Origin of the sequence: Rhodococcus sp. G-MC3 (genome assembly GCF_030063335.1) — a bacterium.
Lineage (GTDB): Bacteria > Actinomycetota > Actinomycetes > Mycobacteriales > Mycobacteriaceae > Rhodococcoides.
Genome location: NZ_JASISW010000010.1, coordinates 64,101 through 80,209 on the forward strand (window position 1 = coordinate 64,101; position 16,109 = coordinate 80,209).

Below are 16,109 nucleotides of genomic sequence, written 5' to 3' on the forward strand. Positions count from 1 at the left end.
TCGGGCTGTACATCAGTCGGGCTGTACGTCAGTCCGGCAGTTCCGCGTCGGGAAAGGCCTGCTGTTGATAGCCGCCGCGGAGCGTGCCCTCGATGTAGGCAGCCTTGCATGCGCGACGGGCGATCTTGCCGCTCGATGTGCGAGGAATGGAGCCAGCGGGAACAAGGAGTACGTCGCGGACGGTGACGCCATGGCGTGCCGAGATCGCGGTCCGGACTACCTCCGCGATGGGCTCGGGATCTGCCTTGCCTGCCCCGGGTGCACGTTCGGCGACCACAACCAGCTGCTCGGAGCTGTCGTCCGAATCCTTGGTCAGTGCCGCGCCTGCAAACTCGAAGACGACGTCGGGAAGCTGGTTGAGCGGGACCGCGAACGCGGCGACGAAGCCGGGACGCAATGCCTTGCTCGATTCCTGCGCCGAGAACTCGAGGTCCTGCGGGTAGTGATTGCGACCGTCGACGATGACGAGATCCTTCACTCGGCCCGTGATGTAGAGCTCGCCGTCGTGGTAGACGCCGTAGTCGCCGGTACGCATCCAGTTGCCGCCCTCGGGGGCGCCTTCGGCGTGTGAGCCCGACGGGATACGGCTGACGAGCTTGTTGTGGAACGTTTCGGTGGTTTCGAGCTCACGGCCCCAGTAGCCCCGTCCGATGTTCTCTCCGTGCAGCCAGATCTCACCGACGTGCTCGTCGGCTGCCTCGGTGGCTGTATCGGAATCGACGATCGCGGCCCACTGGCTTCGGGCGACGGTTCCGGTCGACACCTGAGGGATTGCTCCCACAGCGTCCTTGTCGACGACGACGAACTTGCCCGCGTTGAGTTCGGTGCGGTCGACGTAGACGACCTTGGCTTCGTCGGCGTGCTTGCTGGTGGAGACGAAGAGGGTGGCCTCGGCCATGCCGTATGACGGCTTGATTGCCGACGTGGGGAGTCCGTACGGGCCGAATGCGTCGTTGAACTTCTTCATCGACGTCGTCGTGACAGGCTCGCTGCCGTTGATCAGTCCGATGACGTTGGAGAGGTCGAGCTTCTCCCCGTTCTTCGGCAGACCGCGTTGGGCGGCATGCTCGAAGGCGAAGTTCGGGGCTGCGGCGAACGTACCTGCACCGTCGGAGACAGCGGCAAGTTCCTTGATCCAGCGCCACGGCCGCTGCACGAATGCACGCGGGCTCATGATGGTGATGTACTTACCGCCCAGTGCGGGCAGGATGACCGTCAGCAGTCCCATGTCGTGGAACATCGGCAGCCACGTGACGCCGCGCGAGTCCTCGGTGAGCTCCATGCTGTCGACCATCTGTAGCGCATTGACGCCGACGGCACGGTGAGTGATCTCGACACCGGCGGGCGTACGCGTCGAGCCCGACGTGTACTGCAGGTATGCGACGTCGTCGAGCTTCGCGTCGGTTTCCACCCAGGTCTCCCCGACGCTGTCGGGGATCGCGTCGACGGCAATGATTCGGGGACGCTCCGCCGCGGGGAGGACGCGGAAGAAGCTTCGGACGCCTGCAGCGGAGTTGCTGGCGGTGAGGATTGCCGTCGGCGAGCAGTCGCCGAGCACGGCATGCAGGCGATCGCTGTGGCCGGGCTCGTCCGGGTCGAACAGCGGAACGGCAATGGTGCCTGCGTACACGGCACCGAAGAATGCGATGACATAGTCCAGGCCCTGGGGAGCGAGAATCGCGACGCGGTCGCCGGGCTTGGTCACCTGCTGCAAACGGGCAGCAACTGCGCGGAGTCGGGTTCCGAACTCGGACCAGGTCAGCTCGTGCGCTTCGCCGTCCCGCTCACGCGAGTAATCCATGAAACGGTAAGCGAGGGTGTCGGCGTTCTCGGCGACGTTGACCTCGACGTGGCGAACGAGCGTCTTGCCCTCCGCGATGACGATGTGGCCGTTTTCATCGATGTAGTCATCGAATGTGTGGCTCATTGTGTTCAATCTCCTCCGACCGGAATCCGCGGCTGCTGCACTCTTCAAGGCGAGCGGCCCGCGCCCCGATGTTTTCTTCGGCTCACGTTGGCCAAACAGCGTGAATATTACTAGCTGGTAGCTATCTCGACGACCACTTCATGTCGTGCGGTCACTCGCCTTTCAGTAGCTCGATGACCGGTGCGAACGCTTCCATCTGTGTGGGGAAAACCCCGACATAGGACATCGTCGTCTTTTCACGAACGTTACGGATCTGATCTGCGATCTCCTCGTAGGTTCCGAATGCGAGGTACGGCGACGCCAAGATGTCCTCGACGCTGAGCTTGACGTCCACGTCGACATTCGGGGGGTAGCCGTTGTCCAGCGCCGCCAAAGCCATCTCGGCCATCTGCTCACGATCGTCGGTGACAACGATGGTGGTGATGGCCCAGTTCAGCTCGATCTCGTCGAACCGGTCGCCAGCCGCCTTGCGGATCAGCTCGACCCGCTCGACGGTCTTGTCCAGCGTCATTCCCGACAGCTGGAGCTTGCCGTCCTTGGTGGTGCTCGGAACGACGGAGATGATGTCCGCCCACTTTGCCGCGAGAGCCAGCATCCGCGGCCCACCGCCGCCGACACAGATAGGAGGCCGCGGTCCCTGCCTGGGACGTGGGCTGCCCTTGAGACCGGTGATCGTGAAGTGCTTGCCCTCGAAATTGCATTCTTTACCGCGAAGCAAGGTATCGAGAATCTCGAGGCTTTCGGCCAGCTTCTCGATACGAACACCGGGACGGTCGTACGTGATCCCTGCCTTGTCGTACTCGTCGCGCATCCAGCCGGCTCCGAGGCCGAGCTCGAGCCGTCCCCCGGACAGCACGTCGATGGTCGCCGCATCCTTCGCCAGGATCGCCGGATGGCGGAACCCGTTGGCGAGAACTGCGGTGCCGAGCCGAATCTTGTCCGTGGCAACCGCGAGCGCGCCGAGGGCTGCAATCGGCCCGACCTGGTTGCCCAGGTGATCGGGGATCATGAAGCTGTCGTAGCCGAGCTCCTCGGCCAGCTGCGCGAGCTTGATGAATTTGCGAGCCCCGCCCTCCTCCGCGTTCCCTTCTCCACCTGCGGCGAAGCGGAACTTGCGCAGCGCCGTGACGTGCCCATCAACGGGCAGATCTGGGGCCTGGGCAGAACACATGTATAGATCTCCTCGGTGCAGGTTCTCGGTACGGTCGGGGCTGGTCCAAGGCGTCACTCTATCTGCTCGCCACGTGGGAATACACCTGGCGGGGGGTACCAATACGACCTTTGTGCCGATTCCTCAGAGGCCAACACCGAGCTTGTGAGAATTACTCGCGACGGATCAGGAGTGTGGAATCACCGGCGCCGACTCGATCAGACCGGCCGCCCATCCAGCCGTCCACTGTGTCGCCGTCGTGCCTGCATCGTCGACGACGAAGCTGTTGTACGACGCGTGGACGGGGTTCCCGGCAGCGCCGACGAGGATGCCGATACTCTGCGGAATATTGCGGAGCGACAACCCTTCCGAAGGTGAAGTACAGATGAGATCGCCCGCCGCGCAGATCTGATTGACCTTGGCGTCGATCGAACCGAAGCCACCCTGTCGCGGTCCCGTCATGGTGATGCCAGGGAAGTCGAGGCCACCGAGCGCGACCTCCGCGCCGACACCGTCGACGGGCGGTCCGATGTCGTTGCCCGACGTGCCGTCGCGGCGACCATCGGCAATCAACGTGACCCCGAGAACCTTGTCCGCGGCGACGGGACCGTTGCCGCCGCCGATGTCGGCTGCGAGGTCGCCTGCAATGACGGCTCCCTGAGAGAAGCCCGCGATGATGTAGTTGGTGAGGGGGCAGTGCTCGCTGACGCTGGAGAGCTGGGTTCGTGCGGCAGCGGCACCCTCGGTGCGGCTGTTGTTGTACGACTGCTGCCCGTCTGGCGGGAACGCGATCGGATTGGAGAACTGCGCCACGTACGGCACCGTATACACCACAGCGCGGCCCGCATCGAACTGCGCTTGCAGAGGCCGCGAGACATTGAGCATCAGAGATATCGGGTTGGCCATCGGGTTGTACGGATCGTCGTTGGCTGTCGACTCCCACGTCCCGGGGATCGTCATGACGAACACGTCCGCACAATCCGCGGGCTGCGACTGAGGCTGGTCGGGGCCCGGCCCCGGCAGCGGAGTCGGCACCGGGTTCTCCAGACGCCCGGCAAGGAGATACCACAGCGCCACGATGATCAGTCCGAGGACGACTACAACGGCGAGCAGTTTCGGCAGTAACCTTCTGCGCTTGGTTCGATTGGCCATGGCGGTTCGGCGTCAGCCCTTGCAGTAGGTGTTCTTAGCGGCGGCGATATATATCTGAGCAGTCTCGCCTGCTTGTTCAGCGGTGATCTGCGCTCCCGATGCGCTGGCCTCGACACCGACGTTGGCGGTCACGAACGTCGAGATTTCGTCCGGTTGAACACCCTGAGACTGCGCCGAGCAAATGTAGGTTGCCGTCGACGTCGCGATCTCGCCGTTTCCGGCGACGGTGACACCCTTCGCCTTCAGCTCGGCCAGGAACGCCTGGCCGGTGGCATCGATCGGCGCCTCGGTGGGGCCCGGGTAGTCCGCGGGTACGGGCTGCGGCTGCTCGGGGGGAGCCGTCGCAGCCTCGCCGGGACTCGTCGCCGGCGCAGCGGTGGTCGACGACGACGTTGCCGATGCCTCGGCCGAGGTCGACCCAGCCGTCGTGGTGGCAACTGTGGTCGACGGCGATCCGGTGGCTGTGGAATCGTCGCTACCGCAGGCGACAAGTAGGCCACCGGCCGCAACAGCGAGCATTCCCATTGTCAAAGTTCGGGCTAGAGCTGTCCGCATTGAATCCAGTCCTATACGTCGAAGGTCAACCGGTGACGGTACAGATGTCCTCTGAGAGGACTCTGAGTACACCTGGGTCACACATCTGGGTCACGAATCAAGGCGCGATGGTGACTTTGCCGTCCTTGAACGTGATGATGCCGAACTGGAAGTTCTGCTGTACTCCGCCGCCGTCCATGTCGAACTGATCGCTCGTCATGTAGCCGAGCCGTCCAGCCTCGTAGCCGACGCTCTTCCATGCATCGAAGATCTCGCCGTTGCGGATAGCCCATGCACCGGTCACCGGACTCCAGTAGATGTTGCCGCCTTCGAACTCGTTGAAGCGGCCGCCGTCTTTGATGGGTCCGAGCTCACTGGTCTTAGGGAAGCCGAGTTGGCCGTTCTCCCAGCCGAGTTGGCCGTACTTGCCGAGGATCATTCCCTGTACCGAGTGTGTCCCCAGATCCGGGCTGAAGTACATCGCGCCGATCTCGAAGCCCTGTACGGCTCCCGGCTTCGACGGCGTGGCGACCTCGTCGAGTGTCGGGTAGCCGAGTGGACCGCCTTCGTAACCCTGACGTGCCCACTCATCGAGAATCGCACCGCGAACAGCGTGCGCTCCGGTCTGCGGGGTGAAGTAGACCATGCCGTTCTGGAAGGCATTCGCGCGTCCCCGGCCGTCGGGGGTGCCGAACTCACCGGTCTTCGGGAAGCCGAGTGGTCCGCTCGGTCCGCCGGAGGCCTGGTAGTTGCCGCCGATCGCTCCTGCCACGGCCTGAGCGCCTGCGTCAGGGGAGAAGAAGACTCGTCCGAAGCGGAAGTCCTGCGCCCGGCCACCGGCGACGTTGTACTCCGCGGTCAGGCAGTCGCCGAGCCAGGAATTCGCGCCTGCAGTGTTACCGATGGCACCGGACACGCTGCACGACGGCTTGTCGGCCTCGACGTCGAGTGCGCCTGCGAGTTGCGGCCACAGCTGCTTGAGCTCGAACTGCCAGTACTCCCACGTGTGCAGTCCCGACGGGCGGTACACGACCTTCGCTGGGATGCCGAGCTTGTTGAGCTTGGTGGCGAAGGTCTGCGATGTGAGGCGCGCCAAAATCTCGAGGCCCATGCCTGCGTAATTGGAACTGACACCGGGGATGCCCGAGGGCGGATCGTACGGACCCGCTACGCCGTTGCCACTGGAGACGTAGAGGCTGACGCCCTTCAGCTTTTCCGCCAGCAGATACGGGTCGTGCTCAGCCCACAGGTCGTTGGTGGGTGCGCCCCACATTGCCTTCGAGTCGAATCCGCCTGCGTCCTGCATCGCGTACTGAATCGCCTGCGGCATACCGAGGGAAGTTGTGGTCAGGATGCCGGACAGCGACCCTGCGAACGCGAAGAAACCCTGGTTGCGCGCGGCCAGCATCATCGCCGACGTGCCGCCCATCGACAGACCGACGACACCGCGGGTCTGGTTGGTACGCCAGTCGTTCTCGAGGATCGACGGAAGCTCCTTGGTCAGGAACGTTTCCCACTGATAGTTCTTGCCGTTGTCCTGGTCGACCCAGTCGGAGTAGAAACTGGACTGGCCACCGATCGGCAGCACGACGTTGACGTTCTTGTCCGCGAAGTAGGACTCGGCGTCCGTTTCGGACGTCCAGCCGTTCTCCGTGTCCGTCGCACGAAGTCCGTCGAGCATCCACACCGAGGGGAAGGTTGCCTGCGGGTTGATGTTCCAGTCCCGAGCCAGCAGCAGCTGCACCTGGATCGGAGTACCCATCGACGGCGATTCGATCCACAGGGCGACCCGGCGATCCGACAGCCAGTCCACCGAGGTGACCTTCGCTGCAGACGGTGCTTGAGTCGGCGCAGGCTGCGACGCGGGCAGCGGTGCTGCCTGCGCGAGTCCTACCGCGCCGAACGGCGACATCAGAGCGGCAGCGAGTACCACTGCGGTTGCCGTCCGCCGAGCCTGAATTCTCGCCGTGGAACGCCGGCCGAATCGAGCAAGCCCAGTGCGCATGATGGTGACTCTCTTTCGTTTGCTGCCGTCCGTGACTCGCCTGCAAGCACGCGAACACAGACTACGTACAGATCTTTTTACACGCGAACGACGCCCTCACGGCCGAGACTCGCTGTGACTGATGGTGCAATTGTTAATTCGACTACTCGACGAGATTCCCGAACGCACGAGTGCCGCCCTGCAGATGCGGCAGGACGGCATACGTGGATCGAGCAGGTGATTACCGTGCTCAGGCGTTCAGAGCCTCTAGGATCTGGCCGCGAGCCTTGAACAGCTCCGCCGACCAGTAGGGCCATGCGTGGATGCCGTTGGCCGGGAAGTCGAACGTTGCCGGAATGCCGAGCGTGGCCAGGCGAACCTGGAATGCGCGGCTGTTGGCGAGAGCGAGAGCTTCGAGGGCCATGCCGTTCGCGGTGTTGTAGAAGTCGATGGGCGCTCGCGGATGGTCGAGCTGGCCGGGCAGACCGCTCGCGGCGGACACGTACAGCGACAGGCCCTTCAGCTGCGGAGCGAAGACGAAGGGATCGTTTCGCAGCCACGCCGGGCTCCACGGGGGTCCCCACATGGAATCGACGTTGAACCACGACTGCGAGAGCATCGCAACGCGGATGGCTTCACGCATGCCGGGCGCGGAGATGTTCAGGTAACCCGAGAACGACCCGGCGAACTTGAACTGGTCGCGGTGGTATGCAGCCAGCGTCAGCGCAGCCGAACCACCCATGGAGATACCGGTAACCGCGTTGTTGGAACGCGAGACGCCGTAGCCCTCTAGGTAGGCGGGCAGATCCTGCGTCAGGAACGTCTCCCACTTGTAGGTGACTTCCTGGCCGTTCAGGTTCGATGCCGCGTACCAGTCGCTGTAGAAGCTGGCCTGCCCACCGACCGGCATCACGAGTGTGACGTCGTCACCGGCGAACTGGTCCTGGGCGTTGGTCTCGAACGTCCAGGCGTTGCGGTCGTCGCGTGCGCGGAGTCCGTCGAGCAGGTAGAGGCCTGCGTTGCCGCCGCGTGCTGCCCATTGAACCTGGACCTTGATCGGACCCATCTCGGACGGAACCCAGATGTCCTCGCGTCCACCGGCCGGGGTCTTGTGCACGATGGCTGCGGGGGCAGCCAAAGCAGTTGCACCGCCCACGACGCCTGCTGCGATCGGAACGACGAGAGCAGCGGCTCCCACTCCAAGGAGGCGCTGTCGCCATCGAGGAGACAACCTCGGCTTACTGAGGCCAGCAAATCGCATGAATCGTGCTCTCTCTCGTCTTCTGCGGTCTCCGCGATGTTGCGGCCCCCGGCAATCCAACAGGGCTGTAGTCGGCCCTGTCCGGCCTTTGTTCGGGTTTATCAAGTTGTAGCGCCCGCACTCGAGTCCACAACCGAAGGGCAGGACTCTTGTGCGGGCGCGCCGAATGGAGGTTATTCCACTCGAGAACCAGGATGCAAAACTGTGATCTACATCGCAGGTCTTTTTCCTGGCCGAGATCAGACTGTGACACTAACGCGCAAAACCCCCGCTGACCATCCAGTCGAACTCGTGAATTCTCACAAAACTGGGTGGTAACGGGGGTTCAGCGTAAAAACTCAGCCGATATTTGCGCTCAGGTCAGGCGCCATGATGTGCGCCTGCTCCTGCCAGTAGCCCCACTGGTGGGTGCCGACCGACGGGAAAGCATATGTGACGTTGTTCGCACCGATGCTCGCCATACGGATCTGGAAGGCGCGACTGTTGGCAAGCGCGATGGCTTCGAGGCCCATGCCGTTCGCGGTGTTGTAGTAGTCGATGAAGCTGCGCGGCTTGTCGAGACCACCGGGCAGACCGCTACCGGCGAACACCCACACACGCGTGCCGTTGTCGCGGAGTCTCGGAGCGAACACGAACGGATCGTTGCGCAGCCACGCCGGATCCCACGGTGGTCCCCACATCGAGTCGACGTTGTACCTGCCCGAGTCCAGCATGGCCAGACGGATAGCTTCCTTCATGCCGGGCGCCGAGATGTTGAGGTATCCGGAGAGCGAGCCCGCGTAGCTGAACTGCTCCGGGTGATATGCCGCCAACGTCAGCGCCGCGCTGCCGCCCATGGAGATTCCGACTACACCATTGCGGTTGCGGTTGAACCCGAGCTGATTCGCCAGGTTGTCACGCAGATTCTGGGTGAGGAACGTTTCCCACTTGTAGGTGGTCCGCTGTCCGTTCAAGTTCGACGGCGCATACCAGTCGGTGTAGAAGCTCGACTGACCACCAACAGGCTGGACGACGTTGATATTCCACGATGCGAGGTAGGCCCCAACGTCGGTCTCGTGCTCCCAGCCCGAGATGTCGTCGGTGGCACGGAGACCGTCGAGCAGGTACACCACGCGGTCGGTGTTGCCATCGGCTGCGGTCCACACTCGGCTCTTGATCGGACCCATGCTCGAATCGGTCCAGACGTCGCGTGCGCCCGGATCGAATGCGGCATTTGCGGTTGCCGCCGTTCCCACTACCGCCAGACCGACAGGTAGTGCCACGGCCATCACCAGGGACGTCACTACCCGGCGGAGGCGCCCCCCGGCACCTTTGTTCGTTCTAAACAGCATGCAATTCGACCTCTCAGCAGTGTCGACGGACCGTAAGTACTTACGGTCCGCCCTTATCAGCGGCGTGAACGGAGCCAGGGTAGGTCCGAGCAGTCACACACATCTTTCGCATACATCGGCGAGAAGACGACCTCCGTTACTAAAACGAGATATCCCATCTTGGCGACGGAATGATATCGACGCAACTTTGCCCGCTCGATGTACGAGCTAACTATCCGCCTTTGGAATCGGCGGTTCCAAACCACATCTCTGTATTTCGTATTCAGGAACGCGATCGATTCGATACCCGGCGTAGAACAGGGACCTCTTGATATTTCTGACGAACAGATCTTTCGTCAGCGGCGCGCGGTAGGACGAGATGAGTTCCTGGGTGTCGGGGCATGACAACGCGACGTCGGCCTCGATCACCCAATCTTCGTCCATGTACCAGGGCAGGAAGGGATGCTCACCGACCAAACCAAGATCCGCGACCACCCAGTCCGGATACAGATTCTTGTCGTGTCCGATCCGGCCGTTCTCCAATCGCTCGGTATGCGAGGCCAGCGGGTACGCCAGTCCCATCTGGTCGATGACACGAACGTCGAGTCCTACATTCATGCTGGACATACCGAGGTTCAGGAAGAATACGGTGTGGCCGGCGCCACCGGGCGGAATCGGCAGCGGCGGCGGCACGACATCCCAATAGGTGAACTGCGCACTCGGCAGCAGCAGGCCGCCGTCGGGCGTGTTCTCGATGGCTTCGACCATCGGACGCATGCGCGGATAGTCGAGGTAGTCGTCCGCGAGGATCGGGTGCGCGTGGCCTGTGTTCAACGCGTAGAAGGCTCGCTCGTCGACGATTCCCGACCGTCCCACGATCGACCCCTGCGGCATTCCGGTGGTGTTGGCCGCGAAGAACGCCCACACCACCGTGGTGATCCAGGCCACTGCGCCGATCGCGAAAATCAGGATTCCCCTGACGCCTGAATTTCGGTTGGGAATTCTCAAGGGCAGCACCGAAACAGGAAGAAGAATCGTGAACAGTGCAGGTAGAAGCGTTCTACCGTGCATGAAATCGCCGCCGACGCGCACGGCATACACCAGCGAAAGTGCGCCGCCGAGAAGGACGAACACGACGACAGCCGTCGGCGTCCTCAGCACCCGCTGAGCATCGCCGATGGATCTCGGGACGGTCGGCCTGCCGCGGCGACCGATCGAGACGACGCCCGCGATCAGCAGCACCACCAGGGGGAGCAGCAGCAGGTAGGGGCCGAGCAGGTTCCAGAGGTAGTCGAACCCCTGTGACCACTTCGCTCCGCCCGCATCCTTGGACACTGCAGTGTTCGGATACGGCAGGCCGTAGTAGCCCATCCGCCAAATTTGGTAGAGGACCGGAACGGCACCCGCGAACACGAAGACAAGCAAGCGGCTGGGCCAGCTCTGGCGAGCGAGGAAGATCATGACCAGCGCGAGGCCGGACATGATCACAAGCTCCGGCCGTACCAGGGGTCCGAGGCCCGCCCAGAAGGCCAGGAACAGTACCGCTGGCACACTGACTTCGCGGGTGGCCCACCGGACCATCAGGAGCCACAGCACCGCGATCCAGAAAATGACAAGGCACGTCTCGAGCCCGGACGTCGCGAAGTCGCGGGCAGGCGGGACGGCGATGTAGACCAGCACGCCGGCAGGCAGGTATGCCGCTACGCCGCCCGTGCGCGAAAGATGCCCCTCTGGTGTACCTAAACGCTCACGGGCGCGAAGCGCATAGGTGCCCCACATGGCAACGACCACCGCCGACGTCGACAGAACGAGAGCGATCGTCAGAACGACATACTCGAGACGTGCGTCGCTGATCCAACTGCCCGCGTAGACGAGGTATGTCCAGATGGTGCTGGTGTTGGTCTCGACGCGCTCACCGGCGTTGAAGACCGGGCCGTTACCCGCGAGGAGATTCCTGACGGTTCGGAGCACGATCAGGCCGTCGTCGGCGATCCAACGACGTTCCCACGCACCGGCGAGGAACAGTAGCCCGGTGACTGTGGCTCCGAGAACGAAGAGACCGTTCGTCAGCCGGTTGGACGACCGATTCGTGGCTTCGGCCTGCGACCGATCATCGTCAGCCGGCGACCGATCTTCGTCAGCCGGCCACCCATCTTTGTCAGCCGGCCACGTAGACAGCGACACCGACTGCTCCGATCCAGACCAGGGCGAGGACCTGCAGCACCCTGTCGCCGAATGCGATCTCTTCGGGCTCACCTGCTTCGCCGCCGTCGACGTCCACCGCGTAGCGCAGAATCGCGATTGTGAACGGGATCATCGAGATGGCGAACCAGTTGGTGTTCGTCTCGGCGTCTTGCTCGAAAGCCCACAAGCCATAGCAAATCACGACTGCGGTCGCCGAGAGCGTCCAGACGAATCGAAGGTATGTCGTGGTGTAGTTCTCGAGCGATTTGCGAATCTTCGCGCCGGTGGCTTCGGCCAGCTGGAGCTCGGCGTAGCGCTTGCCAGCGGCCATGAACAGCGATCCGAACGCCATGATCAACAGGAACCACTGCGACAGCGGGATCGACGCTGCGACGCCGCCGGCAATGGCCCGGAGAAGGAAGCCGGAGGACACGATGCAGATATCGAGAACGGCCTGATGCTTGAGACCGAAGCAATACGCCAGCTGGATCGCGATGTAGACGCCGATGACCAGCGCCAGCTGCCAGTTCGCGAAGAACGACAGGCCGATTGCCAGAGCGAGACAGACGACGGACATTGCGTACGCCAGGTTCACCGGCAGCACGCCAGCGGCGATCGGACGGAACCGCTTGGTGGGGTGTGCCCGGTCGGCTTCGACGTCCAGCGCGTCGTTAACGAGATAAACGCCCGACGCTGCGAGGCAGAAGACGACGAAGGCAAGTGCGACGTGTAGTAGTACGGTGCCCTGCGTTACCGAACCTGCCGCAAGCGGAGCAGCAAGAACCAGGACGTTCTTCACCCACTGACGCGGGCGAAGTGCCTTGATCACGCCATCGGCAAGATTCTTCGGTGGGGCTCCGACGACGGAAGCTTCCTCGCTCATTTGTCTCCTTCGAACTTGCACACGGCGGCTGCGGAAATAGCGCCGAGCGCCGCTCCTGCAAGTACATCTGTGGGGTAGTGCACGCCGAGAACGAGCCGCGACAGCAGCATCGGGGGCACTAGAACAGCGGGCACCAGGACCGCAGGCAACGGTAGCCCGGCCAGTCGACCGAGCAACACTGCGGCTGCCGTAGTCGACGTGGCATGGGAGGACGGGAAGCTCAACTTGCTCGGCGTCGAGACGTTGATCCTTACCGATGGATCGTTCGGCCGTGGCCTTCGCACGATCCTCTTGATGACGATCGATGCTGCGTGCGAACCGACTGCGCCGACGGCCACGCCTGCCCACTGACGTCTGCGCGGCTTGTCGAGAGCTGCCCCGATTCCTGCGATGGCAACCCAACCGGCGGCGTGCTCACCGAAGTGCGACATTCCCCGCGCGACGGCGATTGCGCCCGGCTGGGAGCCGACGGTCTTCTGCACCGTCTCCAGGATGCGAACCTCGGTGGGAGCGTCGCTCTGGTTGTTACGCCTCGTAACGAAAGACACGTTCCCAGGTTTCCTTACTGGTGAGGTGAGGGACGGCGTCGCGGTAGCGACCCTTGAGATCCGGGAAGCGGCGCGAGAGCTCGGTGCGCAATGCCATCGCTTCTTTGAACAGTGCGGCGGCCTTCTCCCGGTCGCGCTGGCGGTACACGACGCCCCGGCCGTCGGCCGTCGTGACAGTGACGCCGTCCACCTGCGAGAGCAGGAACCAGCGTGCATCGAGCGTCGGCACGTTGAGCTGAGGCCGCTGGTGATGCTGCGTGTGCGCGGGCTTGATGTTGTGGATCAAGCCTTTGGCGAGTCGACCGATCTTGGACAGCGGGTTCGTCGGCATCCCGACGGTTCCGACCTCTTCGCCGGTGGCGAGGGGAAGTTCCGTCGCGGATCCGACGACGACGGCGTCGGGGAACGTCTTGCGCAGTGCGTGCACCGCACCGAGAGAGGTCGGGAGGATCTCGAGGATGTGCTCCGGTCCTTCGAGGAAATCGCGAATTGCCATGTTCTGGATGGCAACCGTGGAGTACTCGAGGCACAGCAGGTGCTTGACGGTTGCTTTGATCGTGTCGAGCACGAGGCCGCGGCCGTTGCCCGGCATGTGAAGCGCAGCGACGACGAGGCGGTTGCGCAGGTGGAAGTACGCCTGCCAGTCGATGGCGTCGTCCTTGTCACTCCACGCCATATGCCAGATGGCCGCGCCGGGAAGAGTGACCGTCGGGTAGCCGGCTTCTCTTGCGCGCAAGCCGTATTCAGTGTCGTCCCACTTGATGAACAACGGCAGGGGCTGGCCGAGTTCTTCCGCGACGACGCGCGGAATCATGCACATCCACCAGCCGTTGTAGTCGACGTCGATGCGCCGGTGCAGCAGCTTGGACGAGCGCAGCGGCTCCTCGGAGAAGTCGTGGTCGTATTCGACGTTCTGTGCGCCGGTCCACATGAAGTTGCTGCGGTTGATCACTTCGCCCATGACGTGCAGGTGACTGCGCGCCTGGAGGTTGAGCATCTGGCCGCCGACGAGGGTAGGGACCTTCGCGAAGCGCGACATGGCGAGCGCACGGAGAATCGAGTCGGGCTCGATCTCGATATCGTCGTCCATGAAGAGGATGTGCTGGCAGTCGGTGTTGCTGAGGGCTTCGTACATGATGCGGCTGTAACCGCCGGAGCCACCGAGATTGGCCTGATCGTGAATGGCAAGGCGCCCGCCGAGTCCGGCTGCGGCCTCGTCGAATCCTGGCTCGTCCTTGGCTTTCCTCGTGCCCTGATCGGGCATGATGACGGCCTTGATCACGTCGAGCACGAGCGGGTCGGAGCCTAATGCCACAAGGGCTTTCACGGCATCGGTAGGACGATTGAACGTCGGGATACCGACGGCAACCGTTGCCTCGCCCGGTGCCTCGATCGGCGCGAACCAGCCTGCGCTCTCGAGCACGACCTCGGTGTCGGAGGTGATGTCGAACCAGATCCAGCCGCCGTCCTCGAACGGGCCGAGATCGATCTCGAACTCCTGCGCAGCATCGCCGTCGACGGCTTCGCGTCCCTCGACGTGGATGCGCGATGCGTCGGCCTTGGAGCGGTAGACGTCGATCCGGCAGTGACCGGAGACCTCCACGCGCAGCACCACGGACTTCAGGACGCTGTAGCGGCGCCAGTAGCTCGCCGGGAACGCGTTGAAGTAGGTGCAGAACGACACCTCGGACTCAGCGCCGACGGTCACCGACGTACGAGAGACCGAATGCGCCCGTCGGGCATTGGTTTTTGCTTCTTCGAGGTACAGCGTGCGCACGTCGAGCGGTTCACCCGAACGCGGCAGCAGCACTCGCTGGAGAAGTGACTTGCCCAGGTAAGGAGCGACGTCGGCCACTCCGTCTTCGAGCAGATGTTTCGCTGTCATTTGTCCCCCGCCAGGGCTGTGCCCGACTCGAAGTGTGGAGCGAGCGTGTTGTCGTAGAGGTTCAGCGCGCTGGCGATGGCCATGTGCATGTCCAGGTACTGGTAAGTGCCGAGGCGGCCACCGAAGAGCACGCCCTTGTCGACGGTCTCTTTCTTTGCACGATCTCGGTACGCCTCGAGCTTCTGGCGGTCGTCAGGGGTATTGATCGGGTAGTAGGGCTCGTCGCCGCTCTCCGCGAAGCGCGAGAACTCGCGCATGATGACCGTCTTGTCGGCCGGGTACTCACGCTCGGGATGGAAGTGCCGGAACTCGTGGATGCGAATGAACGGAACGTCGCTGTCGTTGTAGTTCATCACGGGCGTGCCCTGGAAGTCGCCGATCGGCAGCACTTCGGTCTCGAAATCGATTGTGCGCCATCCCAATTCACCCTCCGAGTAATCGAAGTAGCGGTCGAGTGGGCCGGTATAGACGATCGGGGCGTTCGGGCTCTCGGCCGTGATCTCGTCCTTGACGTCGAACCAGTCCGTATTCAGGCGTACCTCGATGTTCTCGTTGCGCGTCATGTTCTCGAGCCACGCGGTATACCCGTCGACCGGCAGACCTTCGTACGTGTCGTTGAAGTAGCGGTTGTCGAAGGTATAGCGCACCGGCAAGCGCGTGATGTTGCCCGCGGGAAGTTCCTTCGGATCAGTCTGCCACTGCTTGGCGGTGTAGTCCCGGATGAACGCCTCGTACAGGGGGCGTCCGATCAGCGAGATCGCCTTCTCTTCGAAGTTTTGCGCGTCCTTCGCATCGAACTCACTGGACTGGTCCTCGATGAGTGCGCGCGCCTCGGCAGGCGAGTAGTACTTGCCGAAGAACTGCGAGATCAAGCCAAGGCCCATCGGGAACTGGTACGACTGGCCGTTGTGCAGCGCGTACACGCGGTGCTGGTAACCCGTGAACTCGGTGAACTGGTTCACGTAATCCCAGACCCGCTTGTTCGACGTGTGGAACAGGTGAGCGCCGTACTTGTGGATCTCGATGCCGGTCTCCGGTTCCGCCTCGGAGTAAGCGTTACCGCCGAGGTGATGGCGACGATCCAGAACAAGGACGCGTTTACCGAGCTGAGCCGCTGAGCGCTCCGCCACGGTCAGGCCGAAGAACCCGGAGCCGACGACGATGAGGTCGTATCGGCCGGTTACGGAAGCGTCGGAAGAGGCGGGGTCAGGGCTTACAGCAGTCACGGGCAACCAGGGTATCCGACGTTTGCGGCTTCGCCTCCCGTGCGTGGTTTGTGACAGCAGAGGGG

Annotated in this window: 12 protein-coding genes; all 12 read right to left on the reverse strand. The window is 63.1% G+C overall.

What is annotated here, in order from left to right; translation table 11 throughout:
* Positions 1-28: 28 nt before the first annotated feature.
* Positions 29-1,927, reverse strand: a complete 1,899-nt coding sequence (fadD32, locus tag QMK17_RS13220) for a long-chain-fatty-acid--AMP ligase FadD32 (protein WP_283509723.1) — start codon at positions 1,925-1,927, stop codon at positions 29-31.
* Between the two features lie 151 nt (positions 1,928-2,078).
* Entirely contained in the window at positions 2,079-3,098 is a 1,020-nt protein-coding gene (locus QMK17_RS13225) for an LLM class F420-dependent oxidoreductase (RefSeq protein ID WP_283509724.1), read from the reverse strand.
* 165 nt (positions 3,099-3,263) lie between these two features.
* Positions 3,264-4,229 (reverse strand): cutinase family protein, encoded by a 966-nt coding sequence (locus QMK17_RS13230; protein ID WP_283509725.1) that lies wholly within the window; start codon positions 4,227-4,229, stop codon positions 3,264-3,266.
* 12 nt (positions 4,230-4,241) lie between these two features.
* Positions 4,242-4,784 (reverse strand): DUF732 domain-containing protein, encoded by a 543-nt coding sequence (locus tag QMK17_RS13235; RefSeq protein ID WP_283509726.1) that lies wholly within the window; start codon positions 4,782-4,784, stop codon positions 4,242-4,244.
* Between the two features lie 97 nt (positions 4,785-4,881).
* Positions 4,882-6,768 carry an alpha/beta hydrolase-fold protein gene (locus QMK17_RS13240; protein ID WP_283509727.1) on the reverse strand — a complete coding sequence of 629 codons (1,887 nt, stop codon included), beginning with the start codon at positions 6,766-6,768 and terminating at the stop codon, positions 4,882-4,884.
* Between the two features lie 229 nt (positions 6,769-6,997).
* Positions 6,998-8,008, reverse strand: coding sequence for an alpha/beta hydrolase (locus QMK17_RS13245; protein ID WP_283509728.1), 1,011 nt, complete (start codon positions 8,006-8,008; stop codon positions 6,998-7,000).
* Positions 8,009-8,346: 338 nt separating this feature from the next.
* Entirely contained in the window at positions 8,347-9,276 is a 930-nt protein-coding gene (locus QMK17_RS13250; RefSeq protein ID WP_283509848.1) for an alpha/beta hydrolase, read from the reverse strand.
* A 270-nt stretch (positions 9,277-9,546) separates the two neighbouring features.
* A complete protein-coding gene (gene zomB / locus QMK17_RS13255) occupies positions 9,547-11,496 on the reverse strand; it encodes a flagellar motor control protein ZomB (RefSeq protein ID WP_442972760.1) in 1,950 nt (649 codons plus the stop codon).
* Positions 11,477-12,385: a decaprenyl-phosphate phosphoribosyltransferase gene (locus tag QMK17_RS13260; RefSeq protein ID WP_283509729.1), complete on the reverse strand. Its 909-nt coding sequence runs from the start codon at positions 12,383-12,385 to the stop codon at positions 11,477-11,479. The genes zomB and QMK17_RS13260 overlap by 20 nt, the downstream gene beginning before the upstream one ends.
* Complete coding sequence (locus tag QMK17_RS13265; protein WP_283509730.1) at positions 12,382-12,933, reverse strand: phosphatase PAP2 family protein; 552 nt, start codon at positions 12,931-12,933, stop codon at positions 12,382-12,384. The genes QMK17_RS13260 and QMK17_RS13265 overlap by 4 nt, the downstream gene beginning before the upstream one ends.
* Entirely contained in the window at positions 12,911-14,818 is a 1,908-nt protein-coding gene (locus QMK17_RS13270; RefSeq protein ID WP_283509731.1) for a glycosyltransferase, read from the reverse strand. The genes QMK17_RS13265 and QMK17_RS13270 overlap by 23 nt, the downstream gene beginning before the upstream one ends.
* On the reverse strand, positions 14,815-16,044 hold the full coding sequence (gene glf, locus QMK17_RS13275; RefSeq protein WP_283509732.1) for a UDP-galactopyranose mutase: 1,230 nt from the start codon (positions 16,042-16,044) through the stop codon (positions 14,815-14,817). Before glf ends, QMK17_RS13270 begins: the two co-directional genes overlap by 4 nt.
* Between the last annotated feature and the right edge of the window lie 65 nt (positions 16,045-16,109).